The 18,402-nt window shown below is 53.5% G+C and carries 17 protein-coding genes; 7 read left to right on the top strand and 10 right to left on the bottom strand.

The window, feature by feature from the left end; all coding sequences use genetic code 11:
• Nucleotides 1-112: 112 nt before the first annotated feature.
• Nucleotides 113-1,444, top strand: coding sequence for a homoserine dehydrogenase (locus A5774_RS04575; RefSeq protein WP_021353076.1), 1,332 nt, complete (start codon nt 113-115; stop codon nt 1,442-1,444).
• 24 nt (nt 1,445-1,468) lie between these two features.
• A complete protein-coding gene (gene thrB / locus A5774_RS04570; protein ID WP_064833558.1) occupies nt 1,469-2,398 on the top strand; it encodes a homoserine kinase in 930 nt (309 codons plus the stop codon).
• Between the two features lie 164 nt (nt 2,399-2,562).
• On the opposite strand, the gene A5774_RS04565 is transcribed toward thrB, so the two are convergent.
• The 5 genes from A5774_RS04565 to A5774_RS04545 form a co-directional block, all read right to left on the bottom strand.
• Nucleotides 2,563-4,521, bottom strand: coding sequence for an ATP-binding cassette domain-containing protein (locus A5774_RS04565; protein ID WP_064833556.1), 1,959 nt, complete (start codon nt 4,519-4,521; stop codon nt 2,563-2,565).
• Between the two features lie 23 nt (nt 4,522-4,544).
• Complete coding sequence (gene modA / locus A5774_RS04560; RefSeq protein ID WP_064833554.1) at nt 4,545-5,366, bottom strand: molybdate ABC transporter substrate-binding protein; 822 nt, start codon at nt 5,364-5,366, stop codon at nt 4,545-4,547.
• Between the two features lie 16 nt (nt 5,367-5,382).
• The gene (fdhD, locus tag A5774_RS04555) at nt 5,383-6,336 is read right to left on the bottom strand and encodes a formate dehydrogenase accessory sulfurtransferase FdhD (RefSeq protein WP_082936101.1); all 954 of its coding nucleotides are present in this window, start codon (nt 6,334-6,336) and stop codon (nt 5,383-5,385) included.
• Between the two features lie 10 nt (nt 6,337-6,346).
• Nucleotides 6,347-6,712, bottom strand: coding sequence for a DUF6457 domain-containing protein (locus tag A5774_RS11485; protein WP_197490252.1), 366 nt, complete (start codon nt 6,710-6,712; stop codon nt 6,347-6,349).
• Nucleotides 6,713-6,804: 92 nt separating this feature from the next.
• Nucleotides 6,805-7,068 carry a MoaD/ThiS family protein gene (locus A5774_RS04545; protein ID WP_023019650.1) on the bottom strand — a complete coding sequence of 88 codons (264 nt, stop codon included), beginning with the start codon at nt 7,066-7,068 and terminating at the stop codon, nt 6,805-6,807.
• A 211-nt stretch (nt 7,069-7,279) separates the two neighbouring features.
• On the opposite strand from A5774_RS04545, the gene A5774_RS04540 reads away from it, so the two are divergent.
• The 5 genes from A5774_RS04540 to A5774_RS04520 all read left to right on the top strand — a co-directional run bounded on the left by A5774_RS04540 (nt 7,280) and on the right by A5774_RS04520 (nt 12,722).
• Nucleotides 7,280-8,602, top strand: a complete 1,323-nt coding sequence (locus A5774_RS04540) for a molybdopterin molybdotransferase MoeA (protein ID WP_064833552.1) — start codon at nt 7,280-7,282, stop codon at nt 8,600-8,602.
• Nucleotides 8,603-8,781: 179 nt separating this feature from the next.
• On the top strand, nt 8,782-10,323 hold the full coding sequence (locus tag A5774_RS04535; RefSeq protein ID WP_064833550.1) for an OFA family MFS transporter: 1,542 nt from the start codon (nt 8,782-8,784) through the stop codon (nt 10,321-10,323).
• 135 nt (nt 10,324-10,458) lie between these two features.
• Nucleotides 10,459-11,028: a MogA/MoaB family molybdenum cofactor biosynthesis protein gene (locus tag A5774_RS04530; RefSeq protein WP_021353085.1), complete on the top strand. Its 570-nt coding sequence runs from the start codon at nt 10,459-10,461 to the stop codon at nt 11,026-11,028.
• A complete protein-coding gene (locus A5774_RS04525; RefSeq protein WP_082936100.1) occupies nt 11,009-11,509 on the top strand; it encodes a molybdenum cofactor biosynthesis protein MoaE in 501 nt (166 codons plus the stop codon). The genes A5774_RS04530 and A5774_RS04525 overlap by 20 nt, the downstream gene beginning before the upstream one ends.
• A gap of 58 nt (nt 11,510-11,567) precedes the next feature.
• Complete coding sequence (locus tag A5774_RS04520) at nt 11,568-12,722, top strand: ThiF family adenylyltransferase (RefSeq protein ID WP_023019645.1); 1,155 nt, start codon at nt 11,568-11,570, stop codon at nt 12,720-12,722.
• 64 nt (nt 12,723-12,786) lie between these two features.
• On the opposite strand, the gene A5774_RS04515 is transcribed toward A5774_RS04520, so the two are convergent.
• The 5 genes from A5774_RS04515 to A5774_RS04495 are packed head-to-tail and all read right to left on the bottom strand — an operon-like array spanning nt 12,787 to nt 18,316.
• Complete coding sequence (locus A5774_RS04515; protein ID WP_023019644.1) at nt 12,787-13,434, bottom strand: molybdenum cofactor guanylyltransferase; 648 nt, start codon at nt 13,432-13,434, stop codon at nt 12,787-12,789.
• A 28-nt stretch (nt 13,435-13,462) separates the two neighbouring features.
• Nucleotides 13,463-13,942 carry a cyclic pyranopterin monophosphate synthase MoaC gene (gene moaC / locus A5774_RS04510; RefSeq protein WP_021353089.1) on the bottom strand — a complete coding sequence of 160 codons (480 nt, stop codon included), beginning with the start codon at nt 13,940-13,942 and terminating at the stop codon, nt 13,463-13,465.
• A 24-nt stretch (nt 13,943-13,966) separates the two neighbouring features.
• Nucleotides 13,967-15,334 (bottom strand): molybdopterin molybdotransferase MoeA, encoded by a 1,368-nt coding sequence (locus tag A5774_RS04505; RefSeq protein WP_082936099.1) that lies wholly within the window; start codon nt 15,332-15,334, stop codon nt 13,967-13,969.
• A 15-nt stretch (nt 15,335-15,349) separates the two neighbouring features.
• A complete protein-coding gene (moaA, locus tag A5774_RS04500) occupies nt 15,350-16,468 on the bottom strand; it encodes a GTP 3',8-cyclase MoaA (RefSeq protein ID WP_064833548.1) in 1,119 nt (372 codons plus the stop codon).
• 60 nt (nt 16,469-16,528) lie between these two features.
• Entirely contained in the window at nt 16,529-18,316 is a 1,788-nt protein-coding gene (locus A5774_RS04495; RefSeq protein ID WP_064833605.1) for a long-chain fatty-acid--CoA ligase, read from the bottom strand.
• Nucleotides 18,317-18,402 lie beyond the last annotated feature (86 nt).

The raw sequence follows: 18,402 nt of genomic DNA, 5'->3' as shown, positions 1-18,402 counted from the left end.
TACCATTGAATGCGCACGCCCGTGAAAACCGCCGAATGAGTGATTGCGTAGATACGTAATTGCTCGTTTGAGTAACTGACTAACGACGATTTACGAAGGAATGCGAAACAACATGGTCGCTAATTCACCAACCTATACCGAGAACAATGCTGGCAAGCCTGTTGGAATTGCGGTATTAGGAATGGGTACCGTCGGTACCGAGGTAATCCGCCTGCTTGCGGAAAATTCCGAGGATTTCCGTCAGCGCGTCGGGGGCCCATTGGAATTGCGCGGAGTTGCAGTTGACGACACCTCCAAGCCGCGCCGCGGTGTAGATCCGGAAATGATTACCGGCGATGCACACGCTTTGATCGCGCGTGACGACGTCGACGTGGTCGTTGAACTCATTGGCGGCATTGAATATCCCCGCGAGCTGGTGCTTGCTGCGCTGCGTGCTGGTAAATCTGTGGTTACGGCAAATAAAGCGCTTGTCGCAGCTCATGCCGATGAACTCGCACAAGCTGCAGAAGAATCTGGAGTAGATCTATACTTCGAGGCAGCTGTGGCCGCGGCGATCCCAGTCGTCGGTATGTTGCGCCGTTCGCTAGCCGGTGACCAGATTCAGCGTATTTCTGGAATCGTCAACGGTACGACGAACTTCATTCTGGACAAGATGATTACCGAGGGCATGGGCTACGACGAGGCTCTGCAAATTGCTACCGACTTGGGCTATGCGGAAGCAGATCCCACTGCCGATGTTGATGGCCACGACGCCGCGTCCAAGGCAGCGATCATGGCTTCACTTGGGTTCTATACGCGCGTCAACTTCAAAGATGTGCACTGTGAAGGTATCCGTGACATCACCGCTGCAGACATCGCGGCTGCAGATAAAGCAGGGTATGTCATTAAGCTGCTTGGAATCTGTGAAAAGATCACCGACGATCAGGGCAACGACGCCGTTAATGCGCGGGTGCACCCAACTCTGGTGGCGAAAGATCACCCTCTGGCCTCGGTTAATGAGTCCTATAACGCGATCTTCGTGGAGGCAGAAGCCGCTGGTTCGCTGATGTTCTACGGTAATGGTGCCGGTGGCGACCCAACTGCTTCTGCCGTGCTGGGCGACCTCGTGGGAGCTTCCCGGAATAAAGTGCATGGCGGCCGAGCACCGGGCGATAACACTTACGCAAACTTGCCAATCGCAGATTTTGGTGAGGTGCACACGCGCTACCATATCGACATGGAAGTGGTTGATCGCGCCGGAGTTTTGTCTGATCTGTCTGCCACTTTCGCACAACAGGGGATTTCTTTGCGCACTGTGCGCCAGGAGGAGAATGAAGACGGTATCGCCCGTCTTATTGTTGTCACCCACAGTGCGAAAGAATCTGTATTGCACGACACCGTCGAGGCGTTGAAGAAGTCTTCAGACGTCAAGAAAGTGCATTCTGTCATCCGTTTGGATGTTTAGGGAATCAGGGGAGCTACGCAGTTTATGAGCACTGAACTTGAAATCGGCACGAAAGCGACCGTTCGCGTTCCTGCATCTTCAGCAAACCTGGGACCAGGCTACGATACATTAGGTCTTGCATTGGGCATTTATGATGTCATCGAAGTCGAGGTTATCTCATCCGGCCTGCAAATCGAGATCTATGGGGAAGGTGAAGATGACCTTCCACGGGACGGCTCACATTTGGTCGTCAAAGCTTTAAGATCTGGGTTAAACGCAGCTGATGCTACTGCGCCCGGCCTACGAGTCACATGTACCAACGCCATTCCGCAATCGCGTGGCCTAGGATCTTCGGCATCTTCGGCCGTCGCTGGTGTGGCTGCCGCGAATGCCCTTGCTGGATATCCTCTTTCCGACGACCAGGTGGTGCAGTTGTCTTCAGCATTTGAAGGACACCCGGATAATGCTGCTGCTTCGGTGCTCGGTGGAGCCACGGTATCGTGGATGACGGTGCCGGTGGACGGACGTTCTGCCCCAGAATATAAGGCTGTAAGCCTTGATGTACACGATGAGATTCGTGCGACTGCGATTGTCCCAGATTTCCATGCTTCAACACCGGCAGTCCGCCGGGTGCTGCCGAGCCACGTCACACACGGCGACGCCGCATTCAATGTTTCCCGTGTAGCCGTCATGACGGTGGCCATCCAGCATCACCCGGATTTGCTGTGGGAAGGTACCCGCGATCGGTTGCACCAGCCGTACCGCTCTGATGTGCTGCCAGTGACGGCCGAGTGGGTCAACCGTTTGCGCAATCGCGGTTATGCTGCCTATTTGTCTGGAGCAGGCCCGACCATCATGGTCTTGCACACCGAGGATATTGACGAAGCATTACTTGCTGACGCCCGCGAACAGAACCTCAAAGTCGTTGAACTTGGAGTCGCCGGACCTGTGGAAACTAGTGTGAGCCACGCTTAGTTTTCACTGCGCCGAGGAATGTCGCTAAAAAATAGCGCTGAGAATTTTAGGAGCCCGCAAGTTCGTGTATGCCTTCGGGCTCCTAGTTTTTTCTGTCTAGGGGACGCTGTGTCTTTGGCGGGGCGGTGGGCAGTGCTCACCACCAGATGGTTTGCGGAATTTTCTTAGTTCTTATGTTCTTCTGCAGCTAGGCTGGTTACAGCCAGTTTATCGGCACTGACGCCCCAGGTGATTTCATCATCGAGTTCTAATCCGAGTTCGGAAGCAACGAGTGGCGAGACAGTAATCTTTACTTGTTCGCCGTGAGTACAAACAGTTATGTCACACACTGTGGGGTGCGGCACGGAGATGTCCGTGATCGTGCCGACCCAACAATTTTCTTCAGCGGTAGTCTCTTTCGCTTCGCCCTTCTTTAACCAGGCATCTGAAGGTAACCAGGTTGCAAGGACTTGGAGCTTTTCTCCGTTGTTTGCCTTTAAGTCTTCGTCGCTAAGTTCAATGCGTTTTTCCCCCACGGTTAGTGAGAGCTGCCCGCAACTAATTTGCACGCTACCGCTACCCAGTGCGTTTGCCCCTACATTCTGTGACAAGCGCGCTACAAGGGCGTTAAGCCCTAGAGTCGTGGCGAGAAACTTCGTGCTTGGTGCAGAAGTGAGTTTCGTAGTTTTGTCATACGAGACAATTTTGCCAGCCGCAACTGACATTACGTAATCAGACAAGGAAGAAATGTCATGGCCATTGTGCGTGACTAGCAATGTTGTGCGTTGTTGGGAGGTAGAGCGGAAATAAGCTTTCCATTGGGCAGCAATAGAGCTATCCAGACCGGCAAATGGCTCGTCCAAAATCAAAACTTCTGGGCTGGCCGCAATAGCACGGACGATGGCTACCTGGCGTGATTGGCCTCCGGATAAGGCCGGAACGGGGACAGATTTTAGTTCGCTTAACCCAGCTGCGTTTAACAATTCTTCCGCACGTCCCGTATCTCGTGTTGCCATGGTGATTGCCTGTAACACAGTGGAAGCCGGAGGCAGTGCTGGGTTTTGGGTGAGGATGATGACTCGCGGCTTATCGACGGATTCGTGGCCAGAAGCAGCAAAAAAATCCAGTTCGGCCCCGCCCAAGCGTCCCGCGATTGCTTTCATAAGCGTCGTTTTCCCGGCACCATTGGCGCCTACCACCGCGGTGGTGGAACCTGCTTCAACGTGGCAACCATTCACGTTGATTCCCACGGGGCTAGTGGTTGCGCCTGTGAGCTCACCCAGCCGCTGCCGATCGAGCCCGATATTGCGACTTACGCGGTGCTTATGGCGCTTTCTCCATACTGCTGGAAGAGCCGACAGGCAGAGAACGATGATGGCGATGAAGATTAGCAATGCTGCTTGTACGTATGCAATATCTGCGTCTACTTCGCGGTTAAGATATATCGCTAATGGGAGCGTCCGAGTTTCACCGGGTAAGGAACCAGCGAAAGTGAGTGTGGCGCCGAATTCTCCCAGTGAACGAGCCAAGGCTAACCCCGCACCTGTGCCGACCGCAGGCAAAATCGTTGGCAGGATCACGTGACAGATCACGCGACGGTAGCTCATGCCGATGCTGAGTGCGGAATCTATGATTTCTTGGTTAATTTGGCGCAGCGCAGAGTCTGCGGACACGATGATGAACGGTAATGTAATAAAGACGTGAGAAGCGACGACACCATTAAAGGTAAAAGCGATGTTAATGCCAAGCGCATCCAAGACTCCGGAAGTATAAGAACGTCGGCCGATTGCTGCGGTGAGTGCCAAACCGGCGACCACAGGTGGCATTGCTAACGGTAATACAAAAAGTAAGCGAATGAACCAACCGCTTGCACGGCTTTGCAATAACCACAGTGAAAGCGGAATGCCTAGCGCCAAGGTGATGAGCGTCGATAAAACTGCGGCGTACAGGGATAAGCCTAAGGCTTCTAGCGTGGAAGCCTTAGTGGCAATTTCGGTAAAGCGATCCCAAGGGACACGCAAGATTAGGGCTAACAGCGGGCCCAGTACCGTCACCACGGCTACCGCAGCGAGAAAAACCAGGGCAATAGGGTTTTTCGGTCGAACTGGGGATGGGGTCCAATCAGCAGAATGCGGGTGTGCCATGGCGCGGTATTTTCAACGGTGATTTATTTGGCGGCTGCTGGCAAAAATCCAGCGTTTTCCCACACCGAACGCATTGCTTCACCGTGGAGCAATTCGAGAATAGCCTGAGCAGCTTCCGCGTTCGTCGTATTTTTTAGAACCGCTGCAGGATAGTCATTCACGAAACCCTCAGAGTTGGGAATTTCAATGACTTCGACTTTATCACCGGCAGCAATAGCATCGGTTTTATAAACCCATGCTGCATCAGCCTGGCCGGAGGTAACCTTCCCCAGGGTGTCGGTGACGGAGTGTTCCAGCGAGGATGGATGTAGCTCTAAGTTGTTTTCCGCTGCCAGTTGCTCTGTCAAATTGCCGCATGGAACCGACGGGTCGCAGAGGACCAGGGTGGTGTCTTCGTTGAGGTCTTCGATGCTGTTGATATTGGCCGGATTATCGGAGGGAACCACCATTACTAGTGTGTTTGCGGCCACCATCTTGGATTCTTCGACGTCACCGTTGGCTTTGGCCTTGTCCATGGACTTGGTATCTGCGGTCAACAAGACGTCGGCAGGCGCACCTTCTTTGATTTGATTTACCAAATCGGTGGATCCTGCATTGCTGATCGTTAAGTTCACTGGTGGGTCGAGCTTCTTCGCTTCTTCTACCAGCTCATCGCCGATTACGCGGGTAGAAGCTGCGGCGAACAGGGTGACATCCTGCGCTGCAGTAGCGTCTTTGGAATCGTTAGCGGTGGAGTCGGAGGTGTCTCCGCCACTGGATTGGCAACCAGCCAGAGTGATGGCGCTGGCCGCGACAGCACCCATGGCGATGCGGCGAATAGCGGTTGCGCGGTTACGAGAAAGCATGAATTTCTCCTGATAACTAGGGGGTATCTTCTAAGAATCCATTGTACAAATTAAAACGATTTTCACGAGTGAATCCGCTGAGAAAAAATCCGGATTGACGTGCAAGATCAACCGCTAATGATGTGGCCGCTGATACAGTCACCAATCCGGAGAATCCAGCAAGTACGGCTTTTTGTACGAGCTCGAAGCTGGCGCGCGAGGTCATCACCAAATACATCTGTTTTGCCGGCAAATCATCATGCATCAACATCGCACCGATTACCTTGTCCGCAGCATTGTGCCGCCCCACATCCTCGCGGGCGAGAATGAGTTGCCCGTCACTGCTGACAGCGCCTGCAGCATGGATACCACCGGTACGGCGGAATGCTTTTTGGCCAGCTTCTAGTGCCGCTGGTAAGGACAAGACAAATTCTGCGGTGGGGCGAACTGGGTGAATCGGGTAGGAACTACGCTTTTCGACGTCATCGATCGAGGTGGTTCCGCAAATGCCGCAAGCTGAGGTAGTGAGCACTGAGCGTACAGGCAATGAAAACGGCTGACTGTCGCTTTTGCCTGCGGTGACAGTGGCAAAATCTTGGTTGCTATCTTCTGTTTTTGCAGGGGTTAGAGCCACATCAAGGGTGTTATACGTGTTGAGGCCGTCATTGCCGACTGCCCCGCCACAGTATCGAATTGTCGCAATATCCGACGCCCGGCTGATGATGCCTTCAGCATGCAGGAGCCCGTGGACGAGCTCGAAATCATTGCCCGGTGTGCGCATCGTCGTTAAGAAATCTGTGCCATTGACGCGGATCTGCAAGGGTTCTTCGACCGCGAGTGAATCGATGCGCTCGGAGACAACAATACGAGAGTCGGCGGGACTGACACGCTGTGCCTTAGTACTGGCGTCCGTTGTAGCAGCAATATCAGGGTTGATTTCTTCGCGGTATACGCGGGTGATCGGAGTACGGGATGTAAGCCTTCGCGCCATATCGGACAACCTACCTGGTACCGCGTGCTAAATCAGCTAGGTGCGCTAGGTGTTGTTGTATAGCTTCGATTTGTGCAGCATGGGTGCTCCCAGCAGTGCGTTGACCAGCGGCCAAACCTGCTAGAAATGCTGTCACCGGTGCAGCCGGACGGGAGTGTTCGTGGGCGACAATACTGGTGAGGTCGAGGACATCCTTGATACTGGCACGAAGTACTCGCGGATCGACGTCAAGTGCCGAGGTCGCGGTGGTAAGCCAAGTACTGGCAGCGACTTCTTCGGGGGCAGCCTTGATTTTTGCGGTTTTAGCGGGTTTTAGAGTTTTAGCGGATTGTGCAGTTTTTCTACCAGGCCCCGTGCCTTCCTGTGCTCCAGACATGTCATTAGTTTAGGTGCTTGGTCAGATCAAATGCTTAATGGGTTTAGTGACTTAACGGGGAATATCCGTTGGCGACAGTCTGCGGTAGTGCTTTAACCACCGGCAAAGGGCGGCAATACGTCGATGCGTTGCACTCCAGCCAGTGAAGTAGACCGAGTCGCGGAAGCACCGTCGACGAGAAAACTGCACCGCGGGAAAATGTCTGCCAAACTCATCCCAGAATCTGTGGTCCCGGTATGCAACTGGGCGCGGGAATCGAGGAGTTCCCCTAGTGTTTCGTGGTCAGTTTCGGTGATTACTTCTTCTGCGGTTCCGGCGGCGGCTCGTGCGGCGGAAAAATAATGAATGCTCAGCATGATAACCACTATTCTGCCTGGTTGGCTCGGGAGTATGCAATAGCTTGAAAATCTGAGTCAGACTCAACATTTTCTAGACTCAACATGTTCTAGAACATACCCGGCTGAGAGCGTTGGAAGGGGCTAAATAACGCTTTTGGAATACATGGTGTTTAAACAGAACACTGCTTAATAGAACACACCTTAAATAGAACAGTGCTTAAATAGAATTATGAGCAACTGTCGACAGCAAGCGGCTGGAAGCACAAAGCTAACTCCAGAAGAACACTTGGCTAATATCACCGAATTGATTGCCCAATTCGGTACCTGGCCGAGTACAGAATCCATTCTGGTGGCTGATGCTTTAGACCGTTACCTCGTTACAGCTGTTCCCGCGCCGTATGATTCGCCGCGGTTTTCCAATTCACAGGTCGATGGGTATGCCCTAAGCCAGGCAGCCTTGGACCGCCTGCCGGGTAGCTTCTCCGTGGGGGCGGATATTCCAGCCGGAGCTGATCCGGCGCTGAAATATCCACAGGGGATTGACCCTGACAATAGCGGTGAGACGATCGTGCCAATCATGACCGGAGCTAAAATCCCCGCAGGCGTAGCAGCCATTGTGCGTGTTGAAGACGCTCTACCACCGGAATTTCCGGAAAATACTCACAACGATGGTACTAATGGCACGAATACAGACGCCTCCCGGGGCAAGCCCACAGCACCGCGCCGGGAAATTTCTATGGCGCAGCAAGGGCAGTTCATACGGCAACAAGGCATTGATAGCAGAGCTGGCGAGGTTATTGTTGATTCCGGCGAGGTGTTGAGCCCAACTGCGATTGCAGCTTTGGCATTCCAGGGGGTTTCGACTGTTGAGGTACGCAAGCGCGCGCGGGTTCTGATTGCTACCGGTGGGGCAGAGGTTGCCGAGATTGGTGAATTGGATGCGGAAGCTGGCTCCGCCGTCATTCCGGATGCGAATTTCCCCATGTTGGCGGCGCAAGCACAGCGCTACGGGCTAGAGCCGGTAGGCCGGGTGCATATTGATGATGACGTTGATTCACTTGCTACTAGCTTGCAGCAGGCTATCGACGTGCATCAGCCAGATTTGGTCGTTACCTCAGGCGGCATTAGCAAAGGGAAATATGAGGTCGTGCGGCAGCTGCTTGCCGACGGAGACGGCGCCTGGTTTGGTGCGGTAGCCCAACAACCTGGTGGGCCGCAAGGTTATGGAAGTTTTGCAGGTGTACCGTGCATTTGTTTGCCGGGTAACCCGGTCTCGTCGTTGGTGAGTTTCCGGTTATTCGTTGCTCCTGCGGTGGGATTGGTCCCGGAGCCAATTAAGGTTATTTCTGCGGAGCCTTTGACGGGGCTATCTGACAAAGATCAATTTTTACGGGCCCGATTTGAATATTCCAGCGGGCATGTTCGAGCGCGAGTCGTTTCTGGGCCTGGCTCGCACCTGTTGCAGCAGGCAGTAGCCGCAGACGCGCTGGTGCGGGTTCCGGCTGGTGCTACCGTTAACGCGCGTCAGCGGTTGTGGGCTTACCCGCTTTAGCTGGTTTGCCTTGCACGGGGCTATGAGGTTTTAGGACACCAAGATGTGAGCGAAAACCCGGGAAGCCCCAAAACGACTACAAGGTCGGCCTATTTTCTGCTGTCTGGGTCACCATCCTCTATTATGTTTAGCACACTAGAGTTAGTGAATTAACTTACAATAATTATGGGGAGACACTTATGGCAACGGCCACCTCATTCTTTGCGCGTACTAGGATCATTGCGCCGAAAGAATTTAATCGCTGGTTAATACCACCAGCTGCATTGGCAATTCACTTATCGATCGGCCAGGTTTATGCCTTTTCGGTATTTAAAGCCCCGTTGATGGAGTTTTTTGCTGTCCGTGAAGTGGCTGTGGGGTGGATCTTCTCCCTTGCTATTGGAATGCTGGGGCTTTCTTCAGCCGTTGCTGGAAACTGGGTTGAAAAAGTTGGGCCGAGAACCTCAATGGCAACTGCTGGCCTGTTCTGGGTTATTGGCTTTTTCGTCGCTATATTTGGTCTCGCAATTGGGCAGTTATGGCTGGTCTATTTGGGCTATGGCGTAATCGGTGGTATCGGATTGGGGATTGGCTATATTTCCCCAGTATCAACCTTGATGAAGTGGTTTCCAGATAAACCCGGTCTGGCTACTGGGATGGCGATTATGGGATTCGGCGGCGGTGCCTTAATCGCGAGTCCTGCTTCCAATACCATGATGGAATTCTTTGGCGGCGGCTCAGGTACCGCGAATCTTGCCGACGGCCTCTATGGGACGTTCCTGACCTTGGCTATCTTGTATCTGGTGGTCATTGCGCTAGGGGCTTATGCGATCCGGTTACCGCATCCAGACTGGAAACCTAAGGGATATCAACCGGAGAATAACTCCGGAACGAAGATGAAAACCACGGGAAATGTGTCAGCAAATACAGCCTTGCGGACCCCACAATTTTGGCTGCTGTGGGTGGTGCTTTTCGTGAACGTCACGGCCGGCATTGGAATTTTAGAAAATGCGGCCCCGATGGTGCAGGATTATTTCGCAGAAATTACGGCGGGCGCAGCCGCAGGTTACGTTGGCTTGCTGTCGCTAGCGAATATGGGGGGTCGTTTTGTCTGGTCAACGGTGTCAGACTGGATCGGCAGGAAAAACACCTATTTCCTCTACTTAGGTCTCGGATTACTCTTGTACTTGGTGGTTGCCAGTTTCTCTTCAGCGTCGCTGGCCATTTTCGTTCTCAGTACGCTGGTTATCATTTCTTTTTACGGCGGTGGCTTTTCTACAGTGCCCGCCTACCTGAAAGATCTATTCGGTGTCTACAACGTCGGAGCGATCCACGGTCGGTTGCTCACGGCATGGGCTGCTGCCGGTGTCGCAGGCCCACTGATCGTGAACACGGTGGTGGAATCCCGTGCCGATGCGGGCTTAGAAGGTGCTGACTTGTATCGGGCAAGTTTATTGTTGATGTGTGGATTGCTGGCTGTCGGTGTCGTCGCGAACCTTTTGATCAAACCTGTCAATGAGAAACACTATGTCGATGTAGACGTCGTCAAGCAAAAAGAAGCTGCTGACCGCAAAGCTGTTGAAGAAGCTGAACGGGAAGCAAAGGAGAGCGGTCAGGCAAAAGGCAACTCTAGTTTCGCGCACAACGCGGTTTCCCTCATTCTGGGTATTTTTATCGGTGTGAGTTTGGCCTTCGGGCTATGGGACACGATGGTACGCGCGGCAGGATTGTTTACTGGATAGCAATATCACGGTGTGCTAAGCAGTGTGAGATTCGCACATTCTATCGCGGTATGCGGGTTTTCGAATAAGATTGGGGGCAGAAAGCCCGTACTGATCGTGCGGCGAATGTGAGCTCACCACAGCAGAAAGGCCAGCATGGCGCGTAGCGATACTGTAGATACTCTTGAGTTTGGGCATGACCAAAATACAGAGCATGCTGGGCATCCTGCACCTAGAGGATTGGTGCTGGTGTCCTCGACTCGTGCCGCAGCCGGACTCTACACTGATGAATCCGGCCCCATTGCCGTGAGATTTTTACGGGAGCAAGGCTTTTGCACCCCGGATGCACGCGTGGTCGCGGATAAAGATGTATCCCGTGTTATTGCTGAAATTTTCGCTAGTTCTGACAGGCCTGACGTGATTTTAACGTCAGGTGGAACAGGAATTAGTCCAGATGATCAGGTGATTGAGTCGATCCAAGCACATCTGGATCGGGAGCTGCCTGGTATTGCACACGCGTTTTGGTCAAAAGGTCTGGAAAAAACGCCGACTGCAACACTATCTCGTGCGCTAGCAGGCACTGTCGGGCAGACCTTCGTGATGGCTATGCCTGGCTCACCGGGAGGAGTGCGCGACGGCGTCAAGGTGTTAGAAGACGTGTTGGTCCATGCAATTAATATTTTGAAAGGACGCCAAGTCACCAATCATGGCAAACATCATTCCTAATTCTTCTGGAGAACCCACAGCTGCGGCGAACCAAGCGGGAGAGAGCATGCTAAACGCGCGCATCATCGGTACTGCCCTTACTGACCAGCCGTTGGAGCCATTACGCGAAGAAGCGCAGCGATTGGTGCCCGATGCGACTGCCGGGGCTGTTGTTACTTTTGACGGTATTATCCGCAATCATGACCACGGACATTTGGTCGACGAGCTCGTGTATACCGCTCACCCCTCCGCCGAGAAGGAATTGTCAAATGTCGTCGCTGACATTGCCGCCGAGTACCCGGATGTGCGCCTGTGGGCTGCGCATCGCACAGGCAAGCTTGGGATCGGAGAGCTGGCTTTCGCCGTTGTGGTAGCGAGTGCACACCGTAAGGAAGCATTTGCTGCTTGTGCTGAATTGGCAGATCGTGTCAAAGCTACAGTGCCAATTTGGAAAGAACAATTTCTTACTGATGGCTCAACGCAATGGGTCGGCCTGGACTAGACGGTGAATCGTCATAACGTCATAAGGGAGACAGCATCACTAGGGAGGCAAAGAGTACATGGAGTTTGATCCGCAATGGGTTGCGCGTTATCAGCGACAACTTAGCTTGCGCGGTTTTGGCCGACAAGCACAAGAAAAGTTAGCTGGTTCGCACGTCGTTGTGGTTGGCGCCGGTGGATTAGGCTCTCCAGCGCTGCTGTATCTGGCCGCTGCAGGGGTAGGCGCGCTAACCATCATTGATGGTGATGAAGTCTCGTTATCTAATTTGCACCGTCAGATTATCCACACCACTGAGACAATCGGTACCCCGAAGGCTGCTTCGGCGAGGGATACTATCAAAACCCTGAACCCACATATAGCGGTTGCTGTCATCAATGCTGAACTAGATAGGGAACACGCGCGGGAGATTTTTGCTGGGGCTGATCTGGTGATAGATGGCACCGATAACTTAGGTGCCAGATACCTTATTTCGTGGGCTGCATTGCGCAGCGGAATCCCGCATATATGGGGTTCAATTCTGGGATTTGACGCACAAGTTTCAGTGTTCGGTTTAGGCGATGGTCCAATTTATGAGGATGTTTTTCCTACGCCGCCACCGCCTGGTTCGGTTCCTTCTTGCGCACAAGCAGGAGTGCTGGGACCAGTGGTCGGAGTGGTGGGCTCGGCTATGGCGTTAGAAGCAATAAAAGTACTCACAGGCATTGGAAAGCCGCTATCAGGGCGTCTGGGTTACTTCGACGCGCTGTTGGGGGAATGGGAATATATCCCAGTACGAGCTAATGCAATCACGCGTGAGTCTGTATTGTCTAGCGGTCCTATAAGGGCAGACGCTAATGAGGAGCCCGGAAATCAGCTCGAAGAAGGCCTAGTGGTCGATGACATTCCAGAGGATGCTGTGGTCATTGATGTCCGTGAACCCGATGAATATGCTGAATACTCGGTTCCTGGTGCATTAAATATCCCGCTATCGACCTTTAACGGCAGTGCTCAGCGCCCTGGTGAGCAAGCGAGTTCTGTAATCGCCGGTGAGACTGTCGCAGCTCAAGTCATCAGCACCGTTCGTGCACATGATCCACAGCACCCGGTAGTCATTTATTGTGCAGCAGGTAAGCGTTCAAGCCAAGCAATCGCGTACCTACAGGCGACGGGTATGACCCGCCTGGGAAATTTGCGTGGTGGGATTGACGGCTGGCTCACGCGGCAGGCTGAATAAACTTCTTCTGCAGAACCGCAAGCTCGAGTAACTGCAGAGTATAGAAGCACATAGTCGTGCAAATTTAGCGGGAATTATCTGTAGGTAGCTCTACCGCGCCACGTACTTTCAACTCAGCGAGACTGTCGTAATCTACCTCAAGCCCGCCACCGTCGACGCCAATCCAATCTGCGTGACGCACTAAAGCACGGGCTGGCTTGTTGTGCGCAGTACCAATTTCTGCGAGATTAACCTGCAGGCGTTCCGGTTTCCAAACTGAACACAATGGGTTCGCGATTCCCGCCGCATCTTCAATGATTGCTGCATCCCGTTCCGTATGCCGTGTCAGTTCAGCCATAAGTGCGGGTAGTAGCTGCCACGAGTCCGGCGCGTCTACGCTCAAGATTGCTACACGTTGTGCACCTGTCGGAATTGCTGATAATCCTGCAGAAATCCCGGCTAATGGCCCACCGAAGGCTGGATTTTCTGCAGTGTGCGAGATTTCTGCAGCTAGCTGTTTGGTGGAAACGATCACGATCGCTTGCTTCTCAACACCGAGTGACAGCACACCCGCAAGTTGATGGTCTATTAACCGGGTACCGTTGAGACGGATCGTGGATTTATCAATTCCGCCCATCCGCTCTGAACGGCCCCCGGCCAAAATAATGACGGCAAGGTCGTCGTAGGCGGGGGAATCGTCGGCAAGAATTTCTGGCTGATTTGCGTTGGTCATAGCTTTTACGTGGTGGTGTTTTTGTGACCTATTGCGGCTCCGGGCGAGACCAGTCGCCGGAACGGCCACCGGATTTCTTAATGATCGCGCAATTGCTAATATATGCGCTTCGATCGACGCCTTTGACCATGTCGATTACGTTGAGTGCGGCAACGTTGACCGCAGTGAGGGCTTCCATTTCCACGCCTGTTCGGTCCGCGGTTCGTACTGTGGCTTCGATGCGCAGGCGATCTTCCAGCAAGTCGAGGGAAACCTCACACCCGTGAACCCCGATTGTATGAGCCAATGGGAGCAGTTCTGGAACCCGTTTCGCAGCAGAGATACCGCCGATACGCGCGACAGCGAAGACATCACCTTTGGGGACGGTTCCATTGCGTAAGGCTTCCAGAATCTCCTTGGAGCACACAACAGAAGCTACAGCGGTTGCTGCGCGAACAGTTGGTTTCTTCTCTGTCACATCGACCATGTAGGCGTTGCCGGAACTGTCTAAATGCGGGGGTTGTTTCATATATTTTCGCTTCCTATCAAGAAGTTAACGAGACCAGCCGAGTACGGTTGCCATTCCAGGGGAATCAGGGTGCTCTGCGTCTTCTGCTGGCGGAATCACTGCTAGACCGTCGATTCCTATGAGTGTACTGACGAAATGTGAACCGGGATTTCCTCCGGTATTTGGAACCGCGAGCAATCCGGTGTCAGCAGGAACGACCTGGACAGGTACCAATTGGGTTTTTCCAGGCCTCGGGAGTGGCAGGGTTGGGTGAGCGTGAACTAAGGCAGCGCAGTGTGGCCACCACTCGGTTGTGCTCCTGGCCTCGGCTGGGGTGGAGGTTACGCGACCCTGCAAAATATATAGGCAGGCAAGTACGTATATCGTCGCAGAGACATAGGCAGCAACAGGGTTGCCCGGTAGGGTTACGACAGCCGTGCCATTCCATAGGCCGGCGCCTTGTGGTGAACCGGGTCGCTGCGCTGCGTTTCCGAACCAGAAATCCGCGTTTGGGGAATCTACAGCGGCAGCTTTGACCACGTCGAAAGCGCCTTGTGAGATCCCACCGGTGGTAACGATGAGATCTACTGGCTGTGCGCTTGATGACGTAAGTTCGTCGAGAAGCGCAGTGAGCTTGTCGGTTCCATCGCCGACGTGGAATCGGCGAACGTCGACTGGGCCGTGCTCAGCCAACAAATTGGCAACCATTGGGCCATTGGAATCTGCAATGCGGTAATCCGCATTTTCATCTGCGGTTCCGACACCGGTAGCAACACCGGCAGCGTTGTCGACATTGTTAGTAGCTGCGGCACCGACGTTGGCGGTGGAAACTAATTCATCTCCGGAAGAAATCACAGCAACCTGCGGGCGACGGTATACCGACACGTGAGAGACACCAGCGGTGAGAAAAAATGCCAGGGTCCCAGCGTCGATAAGTGTGTTGGGGTGAGCGATGTCTTCGCCTGGTGTTACTACTTCACCGCGCAACCGGATATGTCGCTTCTTTGGTACCTCGTGGATGGTTACCTGTGTTGGCAATTGTGCGGGTCCTAGCGATGCGTCCGTGAATTCTGACGGAATCACCCGCAACGATTTTGCATCCCCGGAAATCGGGGCCCCCGTCATAATGCGAAGGGCTTGATTCGGCACAACTTCTTGCGGAAGCCCGCCGGCCGCAACTTCGCCGGATACCGGCAGCGTCCACGGACCAGATCCAGAAAGATCTTTGTCATCGACCAAGAAACCATCCATCGCGGAATTGTGGAAAGAGGGGATAGCGACGCGGGCCTGCACAGTCTGCGCAAGGTAGCGTCCATGAGCTTCCTCTACCGATAGGTGCTGGGGCTTGGTCGGTTGTATGAGTTCACGTACACGCTTTAGGTGTTCTGCAACCGAGACTGAAGAAGTAATCATTATTGTGTCGCCACCTTAACCACCGATAGCAGACATTGTGCGTGCAGGTTGCAAAAAGCCTTCGTCATTGATGCCGTGGCCAGGAAGTTTTTCCCACATGGCAGCTGCCCAGATGGTGGCTAGTTCGTCGTCGCTGGCACCAGCACGAAGCAAATCGCGTAACTGGGTTTCGCGGTTGCTAAATAGGCACGTGCGAATTGCCCCATCTGCGGTAAGGCGAGTGCGGTCGCAGTCTCCGCAGAACGGATAGGAGACAGAACTGATGATGCCCAGTTTGCCTCGGTGCACGCTATGATCTGCATTTTTCCACACATCCCATAAAGCAGCAGGGGCAGAACCGCGTGGTTGTTTTGCCGGTGTCATAATAAACGACGATTGCAGCTTCGCTAGTATTTCGTCGGCGGTGATCATATCTTCCCGGGACCAGGCCTCGCGTGGTCCTAGTGGCATCTGCTCGATAAATCGCAGCTGCGCCCCTTTATCGAGTGCAAAAGCCGCGAGATCGACGACATCGTCTTCATTGACGCCTTTCATTACCAAGGCATTGATTTTGATAGGGCTTAAACCAGCTTCGGCACACTTATCGATTGAGCGCAGCACATGATCCAGACGGTCACGGCGTGTTAGGGCCGTGTACTTTGCCTTGTCGATGGTGTCTAAGGATATGTTAATCCGATCTAGTCCGGCAGCTGACAAACTAGCCACGCGCTTATCTAGCCCGAGCCCGTTGGTAGTCAGGGCGATTTCTGGCGCATCCCCGGTATCTGTTGTCAAGGCTTTGCTGCGTTCGATGATGCTGGGCAAGGATTTACGCAGTAAGGGCTCGCCACCGGTGAACCGTAATTTTCGAACCCCCAGTTTTTCCACGGCGATGCGAACTAAACGGATAACTTCGTCGTCGGTAAGCACTGCGCTATTGTGCATCCACTGCAGGCCTTCGGCTGGCATACAGTAAGTGCAGCGTAAATTGCATTTGTCTGTGAGACTAACGCGTAGGTCGCGTGCGGTGCGCCCGTAACGATCAAGGAGTAGACGGGTGCCGTCGGCATTGGCTGCAGGAAGATCGTTAGCGATATCCTGCACAGGCGAGGTCGGAGGGGTAGTAGGATCAGGCAGCGCAACAGATGTGGACATATTAGTTCCTATTTTAATATCCCTGTGCGGCAGGCACAATGAGTCTGACAGTGGGAATGATCATGATGTACCATCTGTGAGTTCTGAATCTTCTGTGCCATCTTCTTGCTCGATGCGCACACCAGGACCTGGCAAGGCAATGATATCCAAGCGACCAGCTTCGAGGTGCTCACGGAGATCTTTTTTGTCGAACTTGCCGACGGAGGTCTTATCGATGGAATCGACAAAAGCCCAATATTCCGGTGCCATCCAATTCGGCAGTGATTCGCGAAGGTAATTGCGCAGTTCGTTGGCTGTAGCTTCGGTGCGTGGTACACCAGCGTGCAGCACGGTGACTGCTAACGGGCGCTCATTCCATTTCGGGTTTGGGTAGCCAATTACGGCACATTCCACAACCCTGTCGGAAGCCATCACCATGTTTTCCAGCCCAACGGAATAAATCCATTCGCCGCCGGATCTGATCACATCCCGGGCACGGTCGGATACCGTCAAAAAACCATCTTTGGTGATGGAACCGACATCGCCAGTCCGTAACCAGCCGTCGTCAGTAAACTTGTTACGAGCGGCATCAATATCATCGGCGACATCTTGGCCTCGGAATTCTGCTGCGGTTCCGTTGGACGCTTCTGCAGCAGAATGGAAGTATGATCCAGTAACCAGATTTCCCCGAACTTGGATCTCACCCTCATTGCGGTCGGTGTTCGGCACGATTTCTCCGTCGTTTACTACGCGGTATTCCAGCATCGACGGAAAACGCCCCTGCGAAATCCGGTATCCCCAGCGCGCTTCTCCAGATACGCCTGATGGTGGGCGCGAAACAGTGCCTATGGTGGTAGTTTCCGCCATTCCCCAGACATGGACGATATCGACACCGTAGCGCTCTTCCCAGATTTTAATCAACGACGGTGGCGCTGGTGAGCCTCCAGCGAATATTTCTGTCAGCGACATCCGCTCTGGTGGATTCTTCAGATAATGCACCATCAGCTGGATCCAGAGGCTGGGCACGCCGTTCGCGCGTCTCGGGTGTGTTGCTTCTATGATCGTGGCGAGTGTCGGTGCAGAGGTGTCAGCGTCGGGGAGTACTAAGGGAGCGCCGGATAGAAAAGCAGCGAAGGGGACGCTCCAGCACAACACGTGATAGATCGGAACACCACACAGAAATGATTCACCATGAGTGATGGCAAGAGAATCAGTGGTACGCAGTTGTAGTGCTGCTAAGTAGATTGCTCTGTGTGAATAGACCACGCCTTTCGGTGCTCCAGTTGTGCCTGTCGAATAGCACAGCGCGGTAGCATCACGCTCGTCAACTATTGGCCAAACAAAAGTGGTTGGTTGGCCATCTAATAGGGATTCATAGGAATACACCGAAATATGAGCTGGTAACTGCTCCGCGAAATCCGCGAGCTCATTAGGGCTTGGTAAACCAATGAAGGCCACGGTGTGTACACACGGTGCCTCTTCCGTAATCTTTCGCGCTTGGTTGATCATCCGCGGGTCGACTACCAGTATCTCGGTGTGGCTGTGATTGACGATGTGCGTTAATTGATCCAGCATCAACTGCTTGTTGAGTGGAGCGAAGACCGCACCCATTGACATCACGCCAAACATGACTTCGAGATGTTCGGCGCAGTTATTAAGCAAGGTGCCGACCCGCTGGTCGCCATCAATCTGAAAACGTGTACGTAATGCGTGCGCAAATGCCGCTGCCCGGGACGCGATCGCGCTAAAAGTCGTTTCCTGTGGGCCATTCGGAGACCAGGTGGTGACCTTCGTCGTGGCGTGCGTGCTACGACCGTATTCCAAAATTCTGGACACAGACAGCGGCAGATCCTGCATCGTCGAGAGCATGAACCCAATTTTAGCGGTGACTGCAGGCATTAGATAGTGGCTGCCGAATAATGCCTAGCGGGACAGTAAAAGGTTAGAGAACGAAG

Origin of the sequence: Corynebacterium sp. EPI-003-04-2554_SCH2473622, assembly GCF_001665955.1 — a bacterium.
Classification (GTDB): Bacteria; Actinomycetota; Actinomycetes; order Mycobacteriales; family Mycobacteriaceae; genus Corynebacterium; species Corynebacterium pseudodiphtheriticum.
The sequence above is the reverse complement of the archived record's forward strand: the minus strand, read 5'-3'. Positions and strand labels throughout refer to the sequence as shown.